Origin of the sequence: Paenibacillus sp. P36, from assembly GCF_045866505.1 — a bacterium.
GTDB classification, from domain to species: Bacteria; Bacillota; Bacilli; order Paenibacillales; family NBRC-103111; genus Paenibacillus_E; species Paenibacillus_E chondroitinus.
Map to the genome: position 1 here is coordinate 7512364 of NZ_AP038372.1, position 19823 is coordinate 7532186.

The window sequence follows — 19823 nt, forward strand, 5'->3', positions numbered from 1 at the left end:
AGCGGTTACCTCCTAGTGCCCTACAGGTGCATTCCCTTTGACAGGAGCTTTCCCCACTTCCAGCTTCGCATTCCCCATAAGTAAGATAAACGCGAGTCCAATGACAGCTAAAACAATCGTTGTTTGAAAAACAACTGCAATGGAATCCGCAAGTGCGATCAGCAGCTTGTGCAGCACATCGGGAGGAATGTTGGCACGAACCTGAGGCTGCAGCAAGGCGCGCGCATCATGAAACTTTTCAGCCATAGCCGGATCTTGTAGGGTTTGTGTAATGTTATCTCTAAGTGAGTTTACCTGAATACTACCGAATACCGCAACTCCAATGGCGGAACCTACGGAACGGAAGAAGCTAACAAGCGAAGTCACTGTACCTCTGCGCCGGAAGTCTACTTTATGCAAAGCGGACATAGAAGTAATCGGGAAGCATGCTCCGATGCTAAGTCCCATTAGAATCATAAAAGTCGTGATGACCCAGCGCTTGGAATCGAACGAAATGCTACCCAAAAGCGATGTGGCCACAATCAACAAGGCTACGGATACAAGCATCACGTTGCGGTAAGAGAATTTTCCTATGAAACGTCCGCCTAATGCGGAGCTGACAACAACACCCAGCATCATCGGCGTGAGTGTAGACCCAGCGCTTGTTGCAGAGCCTTCAAATACACCTTGAATAAACAAAGGAATGTACGTCCCCCCTGAAATCAAAACAGCCCCGTAAGCAAAGCTGACACCCATGCTTGCGGTGAACAGGCGGTTTTTGAACAGGTCGAGCGGAACGATTGGTTCGGCTGCAAATTTTTCAACCGTCAGGAACACGGCCAACAGTACGGCAAACCCTGCAAAAAGACTAATAATTTGCCAGGAGGCCCACGCATAGTCTTTACCACCAAGCTCCAATGCAAACATCAGGGATACAATCGCTGCTGTCAGTAAAATGGTACCGCTCCAGTCGATTTTGGCCTTGCTGTGCTCCACAGTCTCATGGTAGGCGAAAATAATAAGCAACAAGGACACAATGCCGAGTGGTAGATTAATGAAGAAAATCCATTCCCACGTGACATAGTCCGTGAAATAAGCGCCGATGATCGGACCGAGTACGCTTGATAAACCGAATACGGCCCCGAAAAGCCCTTGCATTTTACCCCGTTTCTCCGGTGGGAAAATATCAAAAATGATCGCAAAGGTAATCGGCATCAAGGCGCCGCCTCCGATACCTTGAATCGCGCGATAAACGATGAGTTGGGTCATCGATGAAGCGGTTCCGCAAAGCGCAGATCCGATCATGAATACGATAATCCCGATGATAAAAAATAACTTACGACCGTACATATCCGAGAGCTTTCCGAAAATCGGCATGGCTGCCACGTTAGCAATCAAATAAGCTGAGAAAACCCAGACATACTGGTTGAATCCCCCTAGTTTGGACACAATGGTTGGCATCGCTGTAGAAACAATTGTTTGATCCAGCGCAGCCAGCAAAAGTCCTAACATCAACCCGACGACTGTCCAGGTAGGGTTAGACTTGCGTGTTAACGACATGAAATAAATCTCCTTTACCATTCAATTTCTTATATACTAATTATTATAATCAAATTTGAGTATATGGCAATGAAATTCGACAGGCCGTTGTCCGAGTTTTCCGGGAGACATTGCCGACCCCCTCCTTCCTATCATATAATAAGCTTAGAAAAGGTTTTTATGCCCTTTACAATTTCGATAAATTTTATTTGTAATTACAATTTGAATAGCAGGAGGTAATCGCATGAATATGAACCAGTTGGAAACGTTGCTCACGATTTCCAAGACGATGAGCTTCCGTAAAGCTGGCGAAATTCTTAACTTGACCCAACCTGCCGTTTCCGCGCAAATTAAGAGCCTAGAAGACGAATTCGGCACGATTCTCATCGATCGCAACCAGCCTGTCACGTTAACGGATAGCGGAAAGCTATTTCTGGAGCATGCTGAGAAAATGCTGCGGATCGCCAGTGACCTCAAGCAGCGCTTGTCAGATTTACACCAAACACCACAAGGCCATATCCACATCGGCACGACGACCTCAATTGCCATGCAAATTTTACCGCGGGTGCTTTCTTATTTCCAGGACCAATTCCCTTTGATCAAAACGACCATTCACTCCATGACTTCTTCACAAATTATGACCTCAGTTGAGAATAGTCAAATCGATATCGGGATTACTTATTTATTTGAGAAAAATCAGGCCTTAGAAACTTCCGTGCTGTATTATGACAATTTCGAGCTCGTTGTATCGACGCAGCATCCACTCAGCCGATTCGCCCATTTATCCATTGAAAAACTGCGCAATATTCCAATCATCATGCTTTCTCCAGAGACCGCAGGGCGACGCTTTGTCGATCAAGTATTCAAAAACTATGATGTCGCGCCTCATATTGTCATGGAGTTGTCCAGCAGTGAAGAAGTGAAGCGAATGGTTGAATTAAATCTCGGCGTCGCCATCATTTCCAAGCTGTCTGTAGCGGATGAACTGCGGCACGGCACTTTGAAAATTGTAAAAGTAAATGAGTTGGATAGTACCCATCCTGTAGGTGTAGTATATAAGTCGGGACGTTACTTAAATTCTGCCATGCAGCAGTTCCTTCGAGATTTAAAAGGGATGCCGGAAACTCAATTTCTTGGCTCAGAATAAATTACAGGCTTAGGAGGTATTCTCGTATGAAATTCGACCTACATACCCATCATGATCGGTGCGGGCACGCCCAGGATAAAATTCGCGACTATATCGAAGCCGCTATTGCCGGCGGTTTGAAGGCGATTGGGATCTCAGACCACTCCCCTTATTTCGGAAGTCCGGAAGATCACGCACAACCTTTAATCGCCATGGCCAAAAGTGAATTTCCCCGCTATATCGAGGAAGTGCTTCAGCTGAAAAAAGAATACGAAGGTAAAATTGATGTCCTGTTAGGCGTAGAATCCGATTATTTCCCTGAGCATGTTGATGTTTACCGTCAGGAGTATGCCAAATACCCGTTCGACTACATCATCGGTTCGGTGCATTTGTCCGGCGGCGTCAGTATTTTCAATCGCAACAGATGGAAGGATTTGAATGACGCGCAGAAAATCGAGCAGAAGGAAGAATACTATCGCCTTATTGCGGAATCCGCCCGCTCCGGCATGTTCAACATCCTTGGGCATATTGATGCTATGAAAGGCTTTTACCCAGCTTTCTCTGACATTCCAACGCCTGCCGTCAACGAAACATTGAAAGTCATCGGTGAAACCGGTGTGGCTATCGAAATCAATACGTCAGGCAAAACCAAAGACGTGGGCGGTTGGTACCCTTCGCACGCGATGTTAGAGCAAGCCCTTCACTACGGCGTTGAGGTAACGTTCGGCTCCGATGCGCATATTCCAAGCCGTGTTGGCGATGACTGGGATGAAGTGAGCAAAACGCTGAAAGAGATCGGCTTCAAACATTGGGTTTATTTCAAAAATAAACAAAAACAAATTGTTCCTCTATAAAAACGAGGCTGCTCCGCAAGTAGATGATTCTACTCCGGTGCAGCCTCTTTTATTTAAATAGCATTCATAAAGCCAAGCTTCGGTTGCATACTCATCTGCAAAATAACCTGCGTCTGATCGGCCGACATCGGTTGGAAGAAGTAATACCCTTGAATTTGGCTGCAGCCGTTCGCGACCAAAAATCTAGCCTGCTCTTCCGTTTCAACCCCTTCAGCAATAATTTGCAGTTGGAACGATTTGGCCACCGAAATGATCGCTTTGATCATAGCCCGGTCCTTGTCATCAGTGTGTACGCCGCGAACAAACGATTGGTCCAGCTTGATTTTGGTAACGGGAAATCTTTTCAAATAACTGAGCGAAGAATAATGCGTGCCGAAATCGTCAACGGATATCGCAATACCTAGTTTGCGCAAACGTCCGAGAGCCTCCAGCTGGTCATCACGCATCGCAACATTTTCGGTGATTTCAATTTCCAGATACTTGGCCTCCAGGCCTGTTTCCTCTAATATTTGAATCACTTTATCGACAAATCGTTCATCATTCAGCTGTTTAACGGAGAGATTAACGGATATCGTCAATGGTTCTTGCAAAATGTTGTGCCACGCCTTCATCTGCATGCAGGCGCCACGCATCACCCACTCGCCTATAGTAACGATAAAGCCCATTTCTTCGGCAATCGGAATAAATTCTGAAGGGGAAATGTAGCCCTTCGTCGTGTGGTTCCAGCGCAGCAAGGCTTCAACACCTATGACTTTACCCAGATGGCAATCAATCTGCGGCTGATAGACAATCTCAAGTTCGTTCCGATCCATGGCCTGACGAAGGTGGTTCCCCATTTCAAGCTTGGATACGGAATTCATCGCCATTTGTTTATCAAAGAAACTGTAAGAGCTCCCGCTCTCCTTTTTGGCCATATACATAGCGATATCCGCATTTTTAAGCAGGGATTCCCATGTCAATCCGCCATAAGGATACTGCACAATCCCGATGCTTGCACTGATGAAAAAAGCACGGCCCGATAACAGGCACGACGGCTTCAAAATCTCAATCAATTGCTCGCAGAAATCCCGAACGTCCTGCTCATCTGCGCAATCTTCGAGCAGAATCGCGAACTCATCCCCGCCGAATCTGGCGAAGGTGTGAAAGGGAAGCTCGGATTGCTGAATCCGGTTTACAACCTCACGCAGCATCAGATCGCCCATATGATGGCCATGCGAATCATTGACCATTTTAAAGTTATCCAAGTCAAAAAACAGCACCGCCAGCGAGGTATGGCTGATTTCGTTGTAAACGATCTGTTCCTTCAAAACCATTTGAAAATACGTACGATTATGAATCCCTGTCAGTACATCATGATAGGCCAGATAGGAAAGCATTTGTTCGGACTCCATCAGTCTTTTGGTCGATTCTTGCAGCTCCTGCTGCCCGGCTAGCAGCTCCTCATTCACCGCCGTTAAATCTTCATTGGCGAGCTGCAATTCCTGCGTTCGCTCATTCACTGCTTTACTTAATGTATCACGCTGTCTAAGCATATAAAGGAAGAAGAGCAGACCGAGAACCAATATCGTAATGAATGAAGCTCGTGTCACTAAAATCTGCTGCTTGATGCTCTCAACCGCACTGTTCGGAGGAAGCGCACCCAGCTCCCAATTATGATCCGCAAGCTCAATGTTGGCCTTCGTGTGCCTCTCTTGAAAGACCGAATCATCCCCAAAAAAGGCAGGTTGACCCGGATTGCGGATCGCAAGTCGTTCATTTCTGGGGTCCCCGTTCTTTATGCCCGCTTCCGCAAGCAATTGATCCACATCGACTCCAACGGAAACGAATCCCCAGAATTCCCCGTTTTGATAAATCGCTTTGCGCGCAATTAACCCATCCATCCCCTGCAGCAGCTTAAACGGACCATCCATGGTCATCCTCTTCGTTGTTAGCGCGTTTACAATTTGCTGCTGTACGTTCGGGCGAGGGTCGTTCAATAAATCCCAATTCATTATACTTTCATTGCCCTTAAGCGGAAAAACGGCCTTTACAATCCCTTTGGGGGCAATGAGTAGATTAAGTGTAGAAGCTTGAGCGCCAAGATATAGAGAAGCAATGTAATTCAGTACTTCTTGATCATCTTTGTTTTGCAAATAATTTGAACTAACATAAGCTTCCAGACTGACCATTAAGTTAAAATTGCGGTCAATAACCGATTGCAATACCAAAGCCCTTGAGGATAATTGCGACTGTTCGGTCATTCTAAGCTCATTCAATAAGGAGTTTCTGTACTTATCGAGAACAAACTCGGAAGATGAGACCAATATGACGAAAACTAGAGCTATAATCGTGTATTGCATCGTTTTCATGAGACTCTACTCCCGTCATCCTTAAACTTTAAACGTCATAATTCGACATCTCCTCTCTATTATTTCATCTGCGAACCGCTAGATCAATCTTTTTATATGAAATGGATGTCTTCCAAAATCAGGACATAGAACGAGTTTACATCCCGAATAGGTCTTGCACTTTTCACAGATTGTGTGAAACAATAGAGGCAAGTCACACCCTTGTGGGGGGATGTCTATGAAGACGCATCTCGGATCTCTCGGAAGTCTGCGTCCTACGGTCAATTTCAGTAATTATTTTCAAGCTCCAGCAGGTACGTTCTGGGGGCCGCGCACCATTCCCGACTGTCAGCTCATCCTCTTGGTCGCTGGTTCCGCCAGTTTTGAATTCGCAGGCAAATGCCTGAATTTGCTGCCTGGGAATTGCCTGTTCTATGGCTCAGACACACCGCATCGACTAACCATTTCTTCCGATGGTCCCTCGACGCTGGGGAGCATCCATTTTAGCTGGGACTCCGCCTCGACCGAAGCCATACATCCAGAACCGACAATCATTTTACATACGAGAGAACATTTAGTAAAACCTGCCAAAACCTATACCGTTCATGTGGAAGGTCATGGGGATGTGGATATGTGGCATTTCTACGAGTTTACGCAGCTGGAAAGCCTGTTTGCCCGGATCGCCAAGGAATTCGTCCATCAAGAGCCCGGTTACGGTTCAATTGCCCGCGGTTACCTCATTCAAATCCTTACCACTTTGCTGCGTTATCAAATGGACAAACGTTTTCGCGCTGCAACCGAACATAGCAAAATTGCAGCATCCATTGAAGCGATTCAGCAGGATGCGTCCCGCAATTGGTCAACGCCCGAGCTTGCTGCTATAAGCGGCTATCATCCCACCTACTTCGCAGAGTTGTTCCGCGAAGCAACCGGCTATGCCCCCAAGCACTATTTGGTTCTGGAAAGAGTGAAGCAAGCGCAGCTGCTTTTGCTGCACGAATCCACCATTGAAGCCGTAGCCATGAAATTAGGGTATTCCAGCATTCATTATTTTTGCAGAAATTTCAAGGCGGTTACCGGACTGACCCCAACGGAGTTTAAACAACGCAATGTCGCACTTTAGATGAAATCTAGAACGATTGGAGATATGTTATGGATATTATAGAAATTCCTATCGCATTAATTGATGAAGACACGGACCAGCCCAGATATCAATTCGATGAAGAAGCCCTTCAAGAACTTATGAAAAGTATTGAGGAAATTGGTCTGCTTTCTCCCATTAAAGTAAGAACAACAGCAAACAATCGTTACAAAATCATCTATGGAAACCGCAGGTATAAAGCTAGTAAAATGCTCGGAAAGCCTACCATGTCCTGCATTGTGTCTAATGTGACAGATGAGATGGAAATTTATTTGGAGCAAATTGCGGAGAATTTGACGCGGGAAGGTTTTTCACCGATTGAGGAAGCCGAGGCTTTTCATAAACTGATGAACGATGCGAAGTTCAGCTCTTCTATTAAGTACCTCTCTAGCAAACTCGGCAAACCTGAGTCCTATATCAAAAATAAATGTGATCTATTAAAATTTGGTAACGCCGTCAAAAAGTTGATTGTCAGCGGCACTGAAATTCGCAAGGACAAGCTGACCGAAGATCAGCTGCTGCCTATCAAAGATCTCGCCATCGAGCATCGCGATCCACTTGCCTTGATTATTGCAAGAGACGAAATGCCAGTAAGCGACGTGAAAAAAATCGCAAAAATGTTCAAAGATAAGGATATTTCGGAGAGTACGAAAGGGAAGCTTTTGTACAAATCGGGGCACGAGTTGGTTGAAACGTGGTCTGTTTTTCAAAACAACCGCGCCGAACGAGCTAAACCTGCTCCGGCAAAGGCACCGGCCAAAGCTCAAAAAGCAGAAAAAGCCAGCACGACGATCGATACGCCACTGGCGGAGCAAAGCGGGCACTTGCCAAGCAGCCAATCTCAACGTGTTGAGACTGCGGCAATGGAAATGGCAGTGGCCCCTATTCAAATGAAACTGCAGCAACTTCTCTCGGTTGTACAAGCTCCAACGGAGAGCGATTTGCAGAGCGATGCTTCCAAGCTCGACGCCAGCGAAAAAGACAAGTTTCTAAACGATGTCGATACGTTAGTCGAGCATTTGGAAAAGCAGTTAAGCCAGTGGAAAAAAGTCAGAGAATTGGCTTATTCAAAATAACTTTTTCGCATAACAGTGCCTTGGTAAACCACCGTACATCGGGCGGGAGAACTGCAGCGTCAACCCAGCGGACTCTAAATTTTGCCGGCTTATCACATTGTCTGGATGAACAGTAGCATATAAATAGAGCATGTCCTTCTCCCGCGCGCGCTGTTCTCTCCAGGCATGAAAACGCCGCTGCAGGCCTTGTCCTCTCACCGATTCGTGAACAATGGACCCTTCCAGCGAAGCCACTCTTGGCAGCTCTGCCTCAGGCACGCCAAACTCACGTCCGAGATTGCCGGCGCTTAGCCCAGGGAATGCAATCACCGTATAAGCAACGAGTGTATCTCCTTGGAAAGCGCCGTACATCTCACCTTTTTGCTCAACATATTCGTATAACGCTTCTAAACGATCCGTCGAATAATAAGCACTGGACGGCAGCCGTGAAACCACATCCATCAAAAGTGCTTGCACCTGCGGCACATCCTGCTCCCCTAATCGTTGTATGTCCAAAATCAATGGATCCTCCTTCAGCTGAATGCTCTAATGTGCTCTAATCCCCCATGGCCGACTTTTTTTGCAAGGCAACCCACATCGATTTATTACGGTATTCGTCCTCTGAGCCAAGTTCGCGTCCAAACCAAGCTGGCGCTTCAAATTGCTCCGCGGCTTCAATGCTTGGAAACTCGACCTCAACTACTGCCAAATCCACTTGCTTGTATTCATCAATTTCATAATAAAGTCCCGCATGTTCTACCGTAGTACGAATCTTCTCTAACGGAATCAACCCCGTGTGATCCAAAAGTTGTTTATACACCGTTTCAGAGATGTTGTACTCAATTTCTTCGCGAACCATCCCATGACCGGACTTGAACGTATGCGTAAAATGCGACTCGCCAGAGCTATCGACTAGCTTTCGCACTCGAATTTCCTGATCCTCCGAAAAAGCCAAATACGTTTGATAAATGTACTGCTTGGACACCAGCTTAATGTCTTGATTCTCTAATTCACTCGCAGGGAATGCAGGCAATAAAAATTTTTTTTCAATTTCAGCACTCATAGGTAAGCCCCTCTCCCAAACCAATCTTTATTTTAACCATCATTTTACCATAAAAATGCTTGCGCAACCTGATGCCAGTTATTTGTACAAGGCTCTGAAACGAGCTGGGGAAGTGTCATTCCAAGCCCGAAACATTTTACCAAAATGAAATTCATCGGCAAAGCCGCAAGCGACCGCGATCGCTTTCATGGGTTCCTCTGTCAGCAGCAGCAGAGTTTTGGCTTTCTCATTGCGAATTCGGTTCAAATACTCCTTGGGGGATATGCCCATCTGCTGCATGAACATTTTCCGCAATTGGGAAACGGAGATATGAAAATTCCGCGCCAGCTCCTCCATCTTGAGAGGACGGTTGTAGCAGGTTTCCATCCAAAACTTTGCTTGCTGAAAAGCTTTCATATACGGGTCCGTCGACTCCTGCGTATCTCTCATATAATGAAGCAATTTGGAGAGCACGTATTGAAACTCTGCTTGTCTCTCATGCGGATCGGTCCCTTGGATCGACCACATTTGCTTAAACTGCTCATGAATCCAAACCGCTTGCTCCGGAGAATATAGTTTGATAAAAGGCAAGTTCAGCGTGTCCAGGTACACAGGCTTTTGCCAAATGGCCTGCTCATAAGGCACATCGAAAGCATCAAATAAAAGCATACGGATGTATAGCGGTTGGTCTATGGAAGATGACATCGTAAGGGTAAAACCCGGCTTGAGATAGATCAGCGTCCCTGTCCTCACTTGAATGGGCTTCTCATCCGGTGAATGCGAGAATTCCCCCTCCCCGCTCATAATCCAGTAAAGCGAATGAACATCCATCGTATTGCGAATATCCTTCCACCCAGGCACGGGAAGCTTCTCATAGGTCAGACGAAGATGATAAATTCTGTGAGCTTTCGATTCCATATAACCACCACCTGCAAAGCGATTTTGACAAATGATAATACCCTTTATCCATAGATTAACCCCATTTCTCCATGATACGCTTTACGAAACAGACATGAAAGGGGATTTTTCCTTTGATCCGTACTTTTGGACAACATATCCTTCGCAAAACACGCACACTTGATGGACTATGGGATTTTGTCACAGATCCAAGCAATTTAGGCACTACAGAGGAATGGTACAAGAAATTTCCTTCCGATTCCCGTAAGCTCGTTGTTCCTTCCTGTTGGAATAATGAATTAGGCTTATTCGAATACATTGGCGTTGCATGGTACCGTACCTATTTTGATACAACCCAAGACAGCAATATTCGTTTGATCTTTGAGGGCATTCTTCATCATGCCGATATTTATGTGGATGGTCAGCATCTTGGTTATCATTTTGGTGGGTATACACAGTTTAGTACGCTGCTTCCGCATTTGGCCCAAGGCCAGCATGAACTTATTATTCGTGTAGACAGCACTTTGGACTGGCAGACACTGCCTACCGATGTGGCGGATTGGTACTCCTACGGCGGTATTATCCGTTCCGTAGAGCTGCAAGAGCTGCCTGACGTCTATATTGATACGATGAAAATCGATTACCATTTGACAGGTGATCAAGCGGATATCAGCTTGCAAGTACAGGTCAACTCGCTAAGCGATACAGACAGTGAAGTCGAGGTTAACGCTTCTACAAACGGACTCATTTTTCCCGCTGTCACCGTGCAGCTGCTAGCAGGCCAATCCACACAATTAACCTTACGTGGAACCCTCGCTAACATCCGTCGATGGGATGTAGGCCGCCCCGAACTGTATACGTTCACCGTTCAGGCTGGCGAAGACGACCTTATCGACCGTACAGGATTCCGAACAGTTGCCGTCGACAATGGCCAAATCCTTTTGAACGGGCAAAAGCTCTATCTGCAAGGGGTTAATCGACACGAGGAGCATCCGGAGTGGGGCTTTGCTTTCCCGCCGAAGCTCATGCTGAAAGACCTTGCCATTTTGCAGGATCTGGGCTGCAACATCGTGCGCGGTTCGCATTATCCGCAAAGCCAGTTCTGGATGGATCTGCTGGATGAACACGGCATGCTTCTGTGGAGCGAAATCCCGATGTGGGGCTGTTTCATGAGCACAGATACGCTGGCTAGTCCTCTTTTTGCAGAACGTGGCGTTAAAATGCTGGATGAAATGATTACCCGCGATTATCATCATCCTTCGATCATTTTCTGGGGAGCTCATAATGAAATCGATACACGCACGACTGAGGCGCTTGAGCTAACGAAAAAGTTCGTAGGTAAAATCCGCAGCATGGACGAAAGCCGTCTAGTCACGTATGCCACCATGCACCCTGTGGAAGATATCGTCCTGTCTTACTTCGATGTTATCGGCATCAATAAATATTACGGCTGGTACGAGGGGAACGTAAACGGGTTCCGCGATATGCTGCAAAATTATTACCGCAATGCGGAAGCGCAAGGCGCTGGAGACAAGCCTCTGATCATGAGCGAGTTCGGTGCGGCCGGTATTTTTGGAGACGCCGGCTGGGAGCCGCGCTTGTTCAGCGAAGATTACCAAGCTGACGTTGTGCAGCAGGCGCTGCACATTTTCCGCGAGGACCCGCGCATCGTTGGTACGCTGATTTGGCACTTCGCCGACATCCGAGTCGATGTGCGCAGCGACCGCCCATACTTCCGCGATCGTGCGCGGAGCTTTAACAACAAAGGATTGCTGAATGAATACCGCAAGCCAAAGCTGGCTTACCGAATCGTGAAGGACATCTATCGTTCGAAGCGATAATAGGAAGGGACCCTGCCTTGGTGGCTGGGTCCTTTTTTTGCTGCGGGGTTGGCGGACGGGATTTCGAGTGAAAACGTAGAACCTAGGTGCTGCTTCGAGATGTCGTATACGGACTCGGTAGCTTGAGTGCAACCTCAGTAGCTTCAAGTGCAGCTCAGTTGCTCAAGTGCAAACTCATTACCTCAAGTGCAACCTCAGTACATCAAGTGCAACCTCAGTAGCTCAAGTCACCCACAGTAGCTCAAGTGCAACCTCTGTAACTCAAGTCACCCTCAGTAGCTCAAGTGCAACCTCTGTAGCTCAAGTCACCCTCAGTAGCTCAAGTGCCACCTACACAAAAGGTGCAACCCCAGTACCTTAGGTGCAACCTCGAAATCTCGCGCACAAATTCAAAATTTCGCTCCAATTAAGAGTATTGGGGAACTAGAGGGCGCTATTTGATCGAAATCAGCCGTTATCCGTATGTGAGCGGAACTACAGGATCTTATTTGCTACCAGATGGTGCTAGTCTTTTCTTTAGACACACACTAAGGAACAACCTTTATAATAAATATAACAACAATAAAGGTTAGAGGTGTGGACATGGGAGATATTCGTGAAAGTTATGAGGAAGAGTTTAAACGCAAAACGATTGAACACATGGAGTCTAGCGGGAAGAGACCCATTGACATTGCACGCGAACTAAATATTCCTAAAAGTACCTTAAGCCGCTGGATCAAACAGTATGGTTCAGGTGCGGCAGTACCACAGAATCAAATATTTGTGGATCATGAACGACTAAAGAAATTGGAACAATTAAATCGCGAACTGCAAGAGGAAAATGAAATCTTAAAAAAGGCGATGCACTTCTTCACAAAGGACCCCCGCTGATTTATCCGTTTATTCGTAAACACCGCTTCCAGTACGGGGTCGAGAAGTTGTGCACTGTCATGCAAGTATCTAGAAGCGGATTTTACAAGTGGTTAGTGCGTACGCCGAGCCCTCGCGAAATCGAGAGAAAGAAGCGTAAAAAGCGTATACGGGATGTTTTCTTTCTCTCTAAAAAACGCTATGGCAGCCCCAGAATTACAGCTGTACTGAAGGCAGAAGGCATGAAGATATCCTCCAAAACAGTCGCTCGTCTAATGAAAGAAATGAAGCTAAAATCTTGCATGGCGCGTAAGTACAAAGCTACAACGAATTCCAACCACTCTATGCCTGTGCATGAAAACACACTCAATCGTAAGTTTAAAGTCCTCGCACCTAACAAGGTCTGGGTGACGGATATCACCTACATTCGCACTCGCGAAGGCTGGTTGTATTTAGCTAGCGTTATGGACTTGTTCTCCCGTAAAATTGTAGGTTGGTCTACAGGAGCTCGGATGACGCAAGAGTTAGTCCTGGACGCCCTAGATATGGCTTACAAGCGGCAGAAGCCCGATCCAGGCTTGTTACATCACTCGGATCGTGGCTCGCAATACGCCTGTTCAGAGTACCAAAAACGGCTAGCTAAATACAAAATGGTGGGGAGCATGAGCCGCAAGGGAAACTGCTATGATAATTCCTGTATTGAATCTTTTCACAGCACGCTGAAGAAAGAACTTGTGTATGTGACAACATTCAAAACCCGCGAGCAGGCCCAAAAAGAGCTCTATACTTACATTGAATTCGATTATAACCGTAGCCGAATCCACTCCACTTTGGGGAATAAGTCGCCCCACCAATTTGAGCAACTCTACTTTGAAAATCTTTTAGCGTAAATCTATGGTTGTTCCTTATTTTTTTGTCCGTTCTATTGACAGAAGACCAAGATGGCTGTATCTCGTCCGAAATCGGCAAAATAGAGGACTGTAGTTCCCTCTGAGCTGCGATCTCTCCATTTTCGAACAAATAGAGGACTGTAGTTCCCATTCATTCAAAAAAACTCATCCACGAGTTGATAATAATGAACTTTAGCCTCATCTACCGTTGGCAGGCCATAAGCATCCAGGAAAGTTTGCACATATTCATGACCAAAGTTATATCGGATACTTCGAATTGCCAGGGCTATATCCTGATACCGATCTGCCATCCCCGCCCTGCCCCAATCAATAAAACCGTGAACCTTGCCATCCTTGAGGATGATATTGGGTAAGCAGTAGTCGCCGTGCGTAAAGACCAAATCCTCGGTCTCGGGCCTCAAGTGCAGAAGCTCCTGCGCTAAATCCTCCGCTTTTCGTCCTTGTCTCTGCGAATCAAAATCTTCTTCATCAACAAGCTGCTGCTCCACACGTCTTGTAGCTTCAACGATCTTCGACTCCAGCGTTTGATCAAAAGGACAGCCATCCACGGGGACTTCATGAACGCTTCTAAGTCCAATGGCTAATTGCTCCATTAATTGCGGCAGCATGCTTTCATAGGACTTGTCCGAAGCATTGACTCCTTCAATCTCCGTCATTAGCAAGTATTCATTGGCATCGTCTTGTCCATAATATACGAGCTCTGGAACAGGCAGTTTACCTTGCAGCCAAACCAGCCGTTCCTTCTCGTGATGAAGACTTTCAACTGCCGTGCGGGACTGGATTTTTATGTATAAGTTGGATGAGGCACCTGACAAGAAGTACGTTTGAGATTGAGATAAACCAAGGGTGATTCTTTGCCAGTTGTAACCGTTTGTCAATTTCGACAAGTCCTCTGGAAGCGCTATACTTTGCATACTGAGATCCCCCACTCCGCTTATGAGTTAGTTGTCTTGAGAATTCAACAAAGTCATCTTTATCGATTTAATCAAAAGAGCATAATCAAAACTGTCAGGAGTCGTTGTGTTCACTTCTATCATTGTACCACCAAGAGTTAGCGGTGTAAGGTCGCCCCGCATGATTTTCTCTTTATTTTCCTCCTGTTCAATCCACTCCAAATCAGAGTGAGCAGCATGGCGATCTTTTGCCCCCATACGTGTCAGGAACCGCTCTAGAAGCACTTTCCCATCCGTTCTGCACAGAATTTGAATGGGCTCGAATCCGGAAGTACGCTGTAAATTCAAAAATTCAGCGCTTCTTAACTCAGGTCGGCCAAAAAATCCTTCAATGATCATGGATTGGCCTGCTGATAACAAAGTGCCTGCAATAGCATAAAGCATGGTAAAAGAGGCCGGTGCCATCAAAGGAGGACAACCGTTATTCTGGCAGTCTAACGCATCGTAAAGTGTTTCATATATACCATCCCTCGAAAATAATGGCATACGCAGGTCTTGTTCAAGCCGCTTCGCTAAGGTTGTTTTTCCTGTGCCGGGAAGTCCGTTAATGATGATGACAAAAGGTTTTGACATGAGCACGAGCTACACCTCCATAGATTAAAAAAAGGGACCTAGCCAACGGGGCCAGGTCCAAAGTTTATATTAAAAAAGGGGGTCTTGTTTATTATAATACCCCACATATATTAGAGGACTGTAACAGAAATATTCCAATTGTGTTACAAAAAAATGGTTTTATGACGAACCGCCTTTTGATTATGCCAAATTTGTACATACTACAGAAGAAAATCCAGAGGAGAGGAGTTTGCCCGATAACCATGAAGATGAACGGGAACATCCAAGAAGCCATCGTGGAACAAATCAAACAGCAGGCTGTTCCTCTTAACACGCCAGATGATCTAGATGATCTTATTGACGCCATCGGAGATAAGAAATATGTGCTGTTGGGCGAGGCAACGCATGGTACATCCGAGTTTTATAAATTGCGCACGGAGTTAACTCGCAAGCTTATACAAACGAAAGGGTTCTCCTTTATTGCCGTCGAAGGCGACTGGCCCTCCTGCTATGAGGTCAACCGTTATGTCAAGCAGTATAAAGATGCAAAACCAAACACACGTGAAGTGCTAGAAGGATTTAACCGTTGGCCGACTTGGATGTGGGCTAATGAGGAAGTAGGCGAACTTGTCGATTGGCTCCAGCGGCACAATGCGGATAAACCCGTGGATCAGCGCGTAGGCTTCTACGGCCTCGACGTCTATAGCTTATGGGAGTCATTCGAAGAAATCGAACGTTACCTGCTAGAAAAAGGCACGCCGGAGCAGCTCGCGACCGCACGCTCAGCATTCGCCTGTTTTGACTCCTATGATAAGGAGGGGCAAAACTATGGCGCCTCCGCAGCTTTCTACGGAGAAAGCTGCAAAGACGAGGTCGTGAAGCTTCTGCAAGAGCTTCACGCGAAGCGCGTGCGGTACGACGAAGACAGCGAAGCGGCCCTTAGCGCGGAACTCAACGCGCTTGTTGCCGTGAACGCGGAGGACTACTACCGCACCATGGTCCGCCACGACGCGGAATCGTGGAACATCCGCGATCGACACATGACCGAGGCGCTGCGCCGCCTCGTGCAGTACCATGGCCCAGACGCCAAAGTCATCGTCTGGGAGCATAACACGCACATCGGCGATGCGCGTGCAACGGATATGCTGGCCGACGGCATGGTCAACGTCGGCCAACTCGTGCGCGAAGCGCACGGCGAAGCCGATGTGTTCGCCATCGGCTTCGGCACTTACCGCGGCACGGTCCTAGCCGCGAAAGATTGGGGCGCGCCGGTGGCGGCGATGCACGTGCCCGCTGCCCAGCCGGGCAGCTGGGAGGAGCTCATGCACCGCGCCGGCGCGCGCGATCAGATCCTCCTGCTGAGCAGGGAGGATCCGATTCTCGGGCACGAGGTGCTGGGGCACCGTGCCATTGGGGTCGTGTACAGCCAAGCCTATGAACGCGGGAACTATGTTCCCTCGGTGATGGCGCGGCGGTACGACGCCTTCGTGCATGTGGATGAAAGCCATGCGCTTCATCCGCTTACCATCGAAAAAGTGCTCGTGTGAATTCGCACGAGCACTTTTTCTGCCTTTTCCCACAAAAATCGCCCAATTATTGCCCAGGAAATTCTGATCTCGCCTCTTTGTATGGTAAAATATGTAGTTAATAACGTATTTCAACCTAGGAGTTTTATTATGATTCGTTCATTAGCAGTTACGACCGATTTTACCGTACATCACGATGTCCCTCTTCGCCAGCTCGACGACCCCAAGTTTAAATGGTATTGGGTTGATTTTCACAATCCCAGTGAAGAAGAAGCGTTGGAGCTCAAAGACCATTTTAATTTTCACCCATTGGCTATTGAAGACTGTTTCTATTTGCTGCAAAGACCGAAAATGGACCATTATGAAAATGTCCATTTCTTTGTCATGCATGCGATGAATGCGAAGACCCTGGATGCAGAAGAAGTGGATATGTTTCTGGGGAGCAACTTTATCGTCACCTTCCATCAGCATGACTCCAGAGAAATTGAGGATGCTTGGTGCCGTCTGTCCGAGCAAGAAAACCTGCGAAGCGAAGGCCATATTTATGCCGCCTACTTAGTGCTCGACAACTTGGTTGATCAGTATTTTCCCAGTGTTTATCAATTAGAGGATCAGCTGGATGAAATCGAAAACAATGTGCACTCCGAGTCCATTGAGGTGCTCATGAACGATATTTTTGAAATTCGCTCCAAGTTGTTAAAAATACGCCGGACCATCGTGCCTATGCGCGATCTTCTATACAGGGTCATCAATACCGATCGGATTGAACAATTTCGCGAGCACATTGTATTTTTTACGGACATTCACGATCATTTGCTCAAGCTTTCCGAGATGATTGAATCCAACCGCGACATGACAGCCGATATGCGTGACAGCTACATCTCCTTGAATTCCAATCGCATGAATTCGATTATGAAAACATTGACGGTGATAACCACGATCTTCATGCCCTTGACATTCATTGCCGGCATATATGGGATGAATTTTGCGCACATGCCCGAATTAGAATGGCATTGGGGGTATTTTGCCATCCTCCTTATCATGTTCGGCATAGGGCTTGGCATGTTCGCCTGGTTCTGGAAAAAAGGCTGGTTTAAGTAGCTTATCTCATAAAAAGGAGTCGGAAGGTACATGAGCAAAATACTTATTGTTGATGATGATGCGCACATTCGCGAGCTGATGAGCCTCTTTCTACAAAATGAAGGCTTCGATATTATAGAAGCGGAGAACGGAGAGCAGGCAATCTCTATACTGGAAAATACGGTCGTTGAGCTTGTCATTCTTGATATTATGATGCCGCTGGTGGATGGCTGGGACTTGTGCAAAGAGATCCGAAAGCGAGATCCTCATATCCTCCTTTTAATGGTGACGGCCAAGGGGGAATCGACGCATAAAGTAAAGGGCTTCCAGCTAGGGACAGACGATTATTTGGCGAAGCCGTTCGATCCGGTGGAGCTCGTGCTGCGCATCAAAGCACTGTTGAAGCGATCCCGGATCTCATCCTCCAAGGTCATACAATTGGGTGAGGTTCATCTAAATCTGGGTACCTACAAAGTCGTTCGCGGGAATGAGGAACAAGCCCTTCCTCTAAAAGAGTTCGAGTTACTGTTCAAGCTGGCCAGCTACCCTGGCCAAATTTTCACACGAGAGCAGCTGATCACTCAAATTTGGGGGATGGACTACGAGGGCGATGACAGGACCGTCGATGTGCACATCAAGAGGCTGCGGCAGAGATTCGCCAGCGATATCAAACACTTTTACATTGAAACGGCGCGTGGTCTCGGATACAGACTTGTGGTTGTGGCAGGATGAAAAGCTTATATGTACGTATAGTGCTCACTTTTTTAGCAGCAATTGTAATCGGCCTAATCTCCTCTTTTATTATCGGAATCGCTATATTTCAAAAAGAGTTAAACGAGTTGGGACAAAACGACATGATCAAAGTAAGCGACAACATCGTTGAACTTTATAAACAAACACAGCCTCAAGATCTGGAAGCATTCATGGAAAAAGCATCCCAGTTAACGGTGTATCCGATTCAACTCTTTACTGCTTCAGGCGAAAAGAAACTATATGGAGCAGACAATAAAGAGCAGTTCATTGCGATTGACAAGGAACCCGTCCAACAGGTGTTGGAAGGTGCACGATATCGATCAAAGGTGAAATCAGAGGGGGACTTGTATATTGGGCTTCCGTTTGCGTTTGAAGGTAAGAACTATGCCCTCTTCTTGCAATCTTCCACCAAAAATGAAAAGGCCGTAATCCGGTTATTGATCACAATTCTGTTTCTTGTGCTTGTTATAGGAAGCTTATGTATTTTGATTGCCGCCCGATTCTTGGTGAGGCCCCTTAAACTATTGACCAAAGCAACTAAAAGACTCGCTAAGGGCGATTTCGATGTGGAATTGAAGCTTAAGCGAAAAGACGAACTAGGGATTCTTGCCCGAAGTTTCAACGAGACGGCCCGTGAGCTAAAACAGTTGGAGACGATGCGACAGGACTTTGTCTCCAATGTTTCCCATGAGATACAATCGCCGTTAACGTCCATCTCGGGTTTTGCGAAGGCACTAAAGCTCGACCATCTGGTTACAGCGGAGAAACGCGGACGGTATTTGGACATCATTCTGAAGGAAAGCGATAGGCTGTCACGGCTTAGCGATAATCTACTCAAGCTTGCTTCTCTTGAATCCAAGCATCATCCTTTTGTAGCAAAAACATTTAACCTTGATGAGCAAATCCGACAGGTCGTTGTTTCCTGCGAGCCGCTCTGGTCTGTCAAACATATTCGGATCGACCTGAAGCTGCCCATAGGAGCCAAAATTACGGCAGATGCCGATCAACTCAATCAAGTGTGGATTAACCTGCTTGGGAACAGCATCAAATTCACTCCTGACAATGGGATGATTCGCATCGAACTCCTCGCAAACAGCCATTCGTATACCGTTATCATAAAAGATTCAGGGATTGGTATGACGCCTGAGGAATTAAATCAAATCTTCGTGCGGTTTTACAAAACGGATAGATCGCGCAACAGTACGGGAAGTGGTCTAGGTCTCGCTATTGTTAAGCAAATTGTCCTACATCATCATGGAAACATTGAAGTAGAAAGCACAGTCGGACAAGGGACGAAGTTCACTCTGCATATTCCTAGTACTCCGCCAAACACGCTTTCAACAAAAGCCGGTACCTGATGGTGCCGGTATTTGTGGCGTTCACGCTCCGTTCATATTT

At 46.6% G+C, this 19823-nt stretch carries 18 protein-coding genes; 11 read left to right on the top strand and 7 right to left on the bottom strand.

Annotated features, from left to right (window positions below; genetic code table 11):
- Positions 1 to 12 precede the first annotated feature (12 nt).
- Complete coding sequence (locus tag ACKTT9_RS32950) at positions 13 to 1539, bottom strand: MDR family MFS transporter (RefSeq protein ID WP_407869314.1); 1527 nt, start codon at positions 1537 to 1539, stop codon at positions 13 to 15.
- Between the two features lie 223 nt (positions 1540 to 1762).
- Here ACKTT9_RS32950 and ACKTT9_RS32955 point away from each other — a divergent pair, with 223 nt between their 5' ends.
- Both ACKTT9_RS32955 and ACKTT9_RS32960 read left to right on the top strand, forming a co-directional pair.
- Positions 1763 to 2665 (top strand): LysR family transcriptional regulator, encoded by a 903-nt coding sequence (locus tag ACKTT9_RS32955; protein WP_127458534.1) that lies wholly within the window; start codon positions 1763 to 1765, stop codon positions 2663 to 2665.
- Between the two features lie 26 nt (positions 2666 to 2691).
- Positions 2692 to 3498 carry a histidinol-phosphatase gene (locus tag ACKTT9_RS32960; RefSeq protein ID WP_407869315.1) on the top strand — a complete coding sequence of 269 codons (807 nt, stop codon included), beginning with the start codon at positions 2692 to 2694 and terminating at the stop codon, positions 3496 to 3498.
- 53 nt (positions 3499 to 3551) lie between these two features.
- Here the strand turns inward: ACKTT9_RS32960 and ACKTT9_RS32965 are convergent, their stop codons facing one another.
- The gene (locus ACKTT9_RS32965) at positions 3552 to 5846 is read right to left on the bottom strand and encodes an EAL domain-containing protein (RefSeq protein WP_407869316.1); all 2295 of its coding nucleotides are present in this window, start codon (positions 5844 to 5846) and stop codon (positions 3552 to 3554) included.
- A gap of 217 nt (positions 5847 to 6063) precedes the next feature.
- Here ACKTT9_RS32965 and ACKTT9_RS32970 point away from each other — a divergent pair, with 217 nt between their 5' ends.
- Together ACKTT9_RS32970 and ACKTT9_RS32975 are read left to right on the top strand one after the other, a co-directional pair.
- Positions 6064 to 6948: a helix-turn-helix domain-containing protein gene (locus ACKTT9_RS32970; RefSeq protein WP_407869317.1), complete on the top strand. Its 885-nt coding sequence runs from the start codon at positions 6064 to 6066 to the stop codon at positions 6946 to 6948.
- A 29-nt stretch (positions 6949 to 6977) separates the two neighbouring features.
- A complete protein-coding gene (locus ACKTT9_RS32975; RefSeq protein WP_407869318.1) occupies positions 6978 to 8042 on the top strand; it encodes a ParB/RepB/Spo0J family partition protein in 1065 nt (354 codons plus the stop codon).
- Here ACKTT9_RS32975 and ACKTT9_RS32980 read toward each other — a convergent pair.
- From ACKTT9_RS32980 to ACKTT9_RS32990, 3 genes are all read right to left on the bottom strand, one after another.
- Positions 8034 to 8537 carry a GNAT family N-acetyltransferase gene (locus ACKTT9_RS32980; RefSeq protein ID WP_407869319.1) on the bottom strand — a complete coding sequence of 168 codons (504 nt, stop codon included), beginning with the start codon at positions 8535 to 8537 and terminating at the stop codon, positions 8034 to 8036. The genes ACKTT9_RS32975 and ACKTT9_RS32980 overlap by 9 nt on opposite strands.
- 40 nt (positions 8538 to 8577) lie before the next feature.
- Complete coding sequence (locus ACKTT9_RS32985) at positions 8578 to 9084, bottom strand: CYTH domain-containing protein (protein ID WP_407869320.1); 507 nt, start codon at positions 9082 to 9084, stop codon at positions 8578 to 8580.
- Positions 9085 to 9162: 78 nt separating this feature from the next.
- Entirely contained in the window at positions 9163 to 9981 is an 819-nt protein-coding gene (locus ACKTT9_RS32990; RefSeq protein ID WP_407869321.1) for an AraC family transcriptional regulator, read from the bottom strand.
- 113 nt (positions 9982 to 10094) lie between these two features.
- Here ACKTT9_RS32990 and ACKTT9_RS32995 point away from each other — a divergent pair, with 113 nt between their 5' ends.
- From ACKTT9_RS32995 to ACKTT9_RS33005, 3 genes are all read left to right on the top strand, one after another.
- Positions 10095 to 11801 (top strand): glycoside hydrolase family 2 protein, encoded by a 1707-nt coding sequence (locus tag ACKTT9_RS32995; RefSeq protein ID WP_407869322.1) that lies wholly within the window; start codon positions 10095 to 10097, stop codon positions 11799 to 11801.
- 582 nt (positions 11802 to 12383) lie between these two features.
- A complete protein-coding gene (locus ACKTT9_RS33000; protein ID WP_407869323.1) occupies positions 12384 to 12671 on the top strand; it encodes a transposase in 288 nt (95 codons plus the stop codon).
- Between the two features lie 11 nt (positions 12672 to 12682).
- Complete coding sequence (locus tag ACKTT9_RS33005; RefSeq protein WP_407873164.1) at positions 12683 to 13540, top strand: IS3 family transposase; 858 nt, start codon at positions 12683 to 12685, stop codon at positions 13538 to 13540.
- A gap of 155 nt (positions 13541 to 13695) precedes the next feature.
- Here the strand turns inward: ACKTT9_RS33005 and ACKTT9_RS33010 are convergent, their stop codons facing one another.
- Entirely contained in the window at positions 13696 to 14475 is a 780-nt protein-coding gene (locus tag ACKTT9_RS33010; protein WP_407869324.1) for an APH(3') family aminoglycoside O-phosphotransferase, read from the bottom strand.
- A gap of 27 nt (positions 14476 to 14502) precedes the next feature.
- A complete protein-coding gene (locus ACKTT9_RS33015) occupies positions 14503 to 15087 on the bottom strand; it encodes an AAA family ATPase (RefSeq protein WP_407869325.1) in 585 nt (194 codons plus the stop codon).
- A 242-nt stretch (positions 15088 to 15329) separates the two neighbouring features.
- On the opposite strand from ACKTT9_RS33015, the gene ACKTT9_RS33020 reads away from it, so the two are divergent.
- The 4 genes from ACKTT9_RS33020 to ACKTT9_RS33035 all read left to right on the top strand — a co-directional run bounded on the left by ACKTT9_RS33020 (position 15330) and on the right by ACKTT9_RS33035 (position 19783).
- Entirely contained in the window at positions 15330 to 16613 is a 1284-nt protein-coding gene (locus ACKTT9_RS33020; protein WP_407869326.1) for an erythromycin esterase family protein, read from the top strand.
- Positions 16614 to 16742: 129 nt separating this feature from the next.
- Positions 16743 to 17693 (top strand): magnesium/cobalt transporter CorA, encoded by a 951-nt coding sequence (corA, locus tag ACKTT9_RS33025; RefSeq protein WP_407869327.1) that lies wholly within the window; start codon positions 16743 to 16745, stop codon positions 17691 to 17693.
- A gap of 30 nt (positions 17694 to 17723) precedes the next feature.
- Positions 17724 to 18404 carry a response regulator transcription factor gene (locus tag ACKTT9_RS33030; RefSeq protein WP_407869328.1) on the top strand — a complete coding sequence of 227 codons (681 nt, stop codon included), beginning with the start codon at positions 17724 to 17726 and terminating at the stop codon, positions 18402 to 18404.
- Positions 18401 to 19783 carry an ATP-binding protein gene (locus ACKTT9_RS33035; RefSeq protein WP_407869329.1) on the top strand — a complete coding sequence of 461 codons (1383 nt, stop codon included), beginning with the start codon at positions 18401 to 18403 and terminating at the stop codon, positions 19781 to 19783. The genes ACKTT9_RS33030 and ACKTT9_RS33035 overlap by 4 nt, the downstream gene beginning before the upstream one ends.
- The last annotated feature ends 40 nt before the right edge of the window (positions 19784 to 19823 follow it).

What these genes read in the sequence shown, in the direction of transcription:
- ACKTT9_RS32950 (WP_407869314.1), bottom strand. Translation starts at nt 1,539, where the DNA reads ATGTCGTTAACACGCAAGTCTAACCCTACCTGGACAGTCGTCGGGTTG.
- ACKTT9_RS32955 (WP_127458534.1), top strand. Translation starts at nt 1,763, where the DNA reads ATGAATATGAACCAGTTGGAAACGTTGCTCACGATTTCCAAGACGATG.
- ACKTT9_RS32960 (WP_407869315.1), top strand. Translation starts at nt 2,692, where the DNA reads ATGAAATTCGACCTACATACCCATCATGATCGGTGCGGGCACGCCCAG.
- ACKTT9_RS32965 (WP_407869316.1), bottom strand. Translation starts at nt 5,846, where the DNA reads ATGAAAACGATGCAATACACGATTATAGCTCTAGTTTTCGTCATATTG.
- ACKTT9_RS32970 (WP_407869317.1), top strand. Translation starts at nt 6,064, where the DNA reads ATGAAGACGCATCTCGGATCTCTCGGAAGTCTGCGTCCTACGGTCAAT.
- ACKTT9_RS32975 (WP_407869318.1), top strand. Translation starts at nt 6,978, where the DNA reads ATGGATATTATAGAAATTCCTATCGCATTAATTGATGAAGACACGGAC.
- ACKTT9_RS32985 (WP_407869320.1), bottom strand. Translation starts at nt 9,084, where the DNA reads ATGAGTGCTGAAATTGAAAAAAAATTTTTATTGCCTGCATTCCCTGCG.
- ACKTT9_RS32990 (WP_407869321.1), bottom strand. Translation starts at nt 9,981, where the DNA reads ATGGAATCGAAAGCTCACAGAATTTATCATCTTCGTCTGACCTATGAG.
- ACKTT9_RS33000 (WP_407869323.1), top strand. Translation starts at nt 12,384, where the DNA reads ATGGGAGATATTCGTGAAAGTTATGAGGAAGAGTTTAAACGCAAAACG.
- ACKTT9_RS33010 (WP_407869324.1), bottom strand. Translation starts at nt 14,475, where the DNA reads ATGCAAAGTATAGCGCTTCCAGAGGACTTGTCGAAATTGACAAACGGT.
- ACKTT9_RS33015 (WP_407869325.1), bottom strand. Translation starts at nt 15,087, where the DNA reads ATGTCAAAACCTTTTGTCATCATCATTAACGGACTTCCCGGCACAGGA.
- ACKTT9_RS33020 (WP_407869326.1), top strand. Translation starts at nt 15,330, where the DNA reads ATGAAGATGAACGGGAACATCCAAGAAGCCATCGTGGAACAAATCAAA.
- corA (WP_407869327.1), top strand. Translation starts at nt 16,743, where the DNA reads ATGATTCGTTCATTAGCAGTTACGACCGATTTTACCGTACATCACGAT.
- ACKTT9_RS33030 (WP_407869328.1), top strand. Translation starts at nt 17,724, where the DNA reads ATGAGCAAAATACTTATTGTTGATGATGATGCGCACATTCGCGAGCTG.
- ACKTT9_RS33035 (WP_407869329.1), top strand. Translation starts at nt 18,401, where the DNA reads ATGAAAAGCTTATATGTACGTATAGTGCTCACTTTTTTAGCAGCAATT.